The organism is Rubrivirga sp., assembly GCF_049648075.1.
Taxonomy (GTDB): domain Bacteria; phylum Bacteroidota; class Rhodothermia; order Rhodothermales; family Rubricoccaceae; genus Rubrivirga.
The window spans coordinates 1-2,746 of sequence record NZ_JBARYR010000120.1 but is presented as its reverse complement, the minus strand read 5'-3'; the positions used below and the strand labels follow the sequence as shown (position 1 = coordinate 2,746).

The following is a 2,746-nucleotide window of genomic DNA, read 5'->3' as shown; positions in this document are numbered from 1 at the left end:
GAGCCCGCCCTCGGCCCGGAGGCCGAGCGACAGCCCGCCCCGAACGGGGAAGGTCGCCGTCGCAGACCCGACCGGCCGGGCACTCGGGTCCGCGTAGTCGCCCTCGATGCGGCCGAGTCCGGCGGCGAGTTCGAGGGCGAACCCGTCCCGGTCTGTGTCCAGGGGGAGCCGGTCGAACGTGTCGCGCTGTCCGTCGCGTGATCGACGCGCGTCGTAGGCCTCGAGAAACTCCTGCGTCACGGTGTCATTGGGACCTTGGAACGCCCACAGGTTGTCGCGCGCGCCCTCGACGACGAGCGCCACGACGGCCTCCTCGATGGCCGACGTCACCGCGAGCACCGGCGGCTCGTTCGTCGAGTACCCGGCCTCGGTCTCGAGCAGGGCCTCGGTGTCGACAAAGCGGAACAGCCCGCCGTCGAGCTTTTGCGAGATGAGCGTCTTGGTGGTGTGGACCGTCTTGAGGACGCGGCCGTTCTGGACCGACACGGCCCGCAGATACACCGTGACTTGGTCTTGCCGGAACTGGCCGCTCCCGCCAGCCCCGAGCAGCCGCGCGCCGGCCCCGCCCGTGATCACGTTGGAGTCGTACCCGATGATGCCCCCCTCCAAGAGCACGCCCGCGTACAGGAGCGGCGGAAGCGGCCCCAGCGGCTGGCCGTCAGGCCCCGTGAACTGCTGCCGCGTCGACGAGATGATCTGCCGCTCGTTGAGCAGGTTCGAGAGCCCCTCGCGTTCGATGGGCGAGAAAAAGCCCGAGTCCTCGAGGGCGCGGACCAGGATGCTCGTCGCCCCCTGCGTCACCGACGTCGAGAACGTCGACAGGTTCTCGAGCGCGCGGTACTGCCCCGTTTGGTCTCGGAACCGGTAGACGGCCACCACGACAGGATCAGCGGGCGGCGGGACGGCCTCGAGGACGTCGGTGGTAACGGTCCGAGGAGCCGCCGTCCGGGCGGACTCGACGGCGAACGGGGTCGCGAACCGAGGCGAGCAGCCCGACGCTGCGATCAGGACCAGGGCGAGTAGGAGACGGAGCACAGAAGGTTAGAACCCGTTCGGGACGGTAACGATGGTCTCCTCGCCAGTGAGGAGGTTGAAGATGCGGATCGAGACCCCGTCGATGCCTGGGATCACCTCGATCTGGAAATCGCCCAGGTCGAAGGTGCCCGGCTGCGTTAGGTCGAGGTCGCCGAACCGGTTCGAGATCAGTTCGCGCGACAGCTGGTTGAGGATCTGGCGTTGCAGGCTCTGCTCAAAGTCAGCGAGCGGGTCGCGCCGGAAGCGGTTGTCGTCGGCGTCGTCGAACGAGTTCTGGAGCTGCGCCGATTGCACGAGCCACCCGTAGTTCAGCGGCGAGCCGCCGAACGCGGGGTTCGTGGGCTGGTACGTGAGCTGTTGCGCAGACACAGCCGGCGAGACGGCGAACGCGACGGCGGCGAGGAGGACGAGGCGCATGGGAGGTCGGGAAACGGGGTCGGCGCGGCAGCGCCGGTAGACTGGATAATCTAGGTGTCAACGGAGCCGGCGGAGCGTGGCTCCGACCGCCTGGCGGGCGACGGCCTCGGCCTCGTCCTCTCGGGGCGGCAGGCGAGACTGGAACACCAACTCGCCATCGAGCCTAACGCTCACCAGCGTGCCCTGACCAGGGAGCGGCTGCTCCGCCAGGACGACGCTGACGAACCGGGCCTCGTCCGGCGGGCGCCAGAGTTGAAAAAAGACGTCGTAGAAGTAGCTCCCGGTCCGCGAGATCGTCTCGTCGACGACGAGGCGCCCGATCCCGGCGAATGGGTCGGCCGTCACCGAGGTGGAGTCAGGCGGTGCCGGTGGGATCGGTCGGAGCGCGCGCGCCTCGGCGAGGATGCTCTGGACCGTCAGCGACGTCCCGTACGGGAACGGCTGCAGCCGGACCTCGGAGGAATCGGCGGGCTGGGCGGTCAGCGGTCCAGCCAGGAGGAAGAGGAGGAAGAGGAGTCGCACGGATTCCGTCAGAGACTCGAGTAGGATACGGCGCGCCACCTGGAGGGGACGTTGTCAGCCCGCGAGATCCAGCCAGCGGTAGACCACCCACCACAACTCGGCCGGCAACACGACCAGCCCGTACACCGCTCCCGCCCACACCTGCCCCACCGTGTGCGCCCCAACTCTGACGCGTGCCCACATCAGGACCGGCACGAGCGCCAGCAGCGGCCCGGCCGTCGCCGCCGTCAGGGCGACCTCGAGGTCGGGGGGCAGCTCGCGCCACACGGTCAGCGCCGTGAACAAGAGCACGCCCACGAACCCGGCCAGGCTCGACATGTGGACCGAGATCTTCCAGCGCGTGTTGATAAGCAGCAGCACCGCGGTGTTGATCGGGTAGAGCGCCGCGAACGTCACGACGATCGGCACGGCCGGCCCGTCGACGGTCGCCCACAGAGCCGTCGCGCCAGCGACGTAGGACCCGATGCCGACCAGGAACAGCGCCCAGCGCTTCTCGCGCTCCCGTACCTCGAGCGTTGCCGTTCGTCCCGAGCGGACCATCCAGACGGCGTAGCCGAGCGGGATCAGGCAGAAGAACACGAGAGAGATCCCGAACGTGCGTCCGACCTCGAGGGCGGTCCCGCCAAAGTGGGCGTCGAGGAGCGAGAACGCGACCGGCGGCAGGACGAGTGGGTTGAGCGCGTACGAGACGGCGTTGGCGAGGCGCGTCGCCCTCGAGGTCGCGTCCTCGAGGTTGCCGGTCGGAGCCGCTGAGGACTGCTCGGCCACGGAC

Annotated in this window: 4 protein-coding genes; all 4 read right to left on the bottom strand. The window is 69.2% G+C overall.

From position 1 onward, the window contains the following. The coding region (locus tag WBA11_RS03390; RefSeq protein WP_424519317.1) for a CsgG/HfaB family protein at nt 1–1,035 on the bottom strand (1,035 nt) is incomplete at its 3' end. Between the two features lie 6 nt (nt 1,036–1,041). After that, nucleotides 1,042–1,452 (bottom strand): curli production assembly/transport component CsgF, encoded by a 411-nt coding sequence (locus WBA11_RS03385; protein WP_424519316.1) that lies wholly within the window; start codon nt 1,450–1,452, stop codon nt 1,042–1,044. A 57-nt stretch (nt 1,453–1,509) separates the two neighbouring features. Then, the gene (locus tag WBA11_RS03380) at nt 1,510–1,974 is read right to left on the bottom strand and encodes a CsgE family curli-type amyloid fiber assembly protein (protein ID WP_424519315.1); all 465 of its coding nucleotides are present in this window, start codon (nt 1,972–1,974) and stop codon (nt 1,510–1,512) included. 54 nt (nt 1,975–2,028) lie between these two features. Then, on the bottom strand, nt 2,029–2,746 hold a 718-nt coding region (locus WBA11_RS03375), incomplete at its 5' end, for a hypothetical protein (protein ID WP_424519314.1).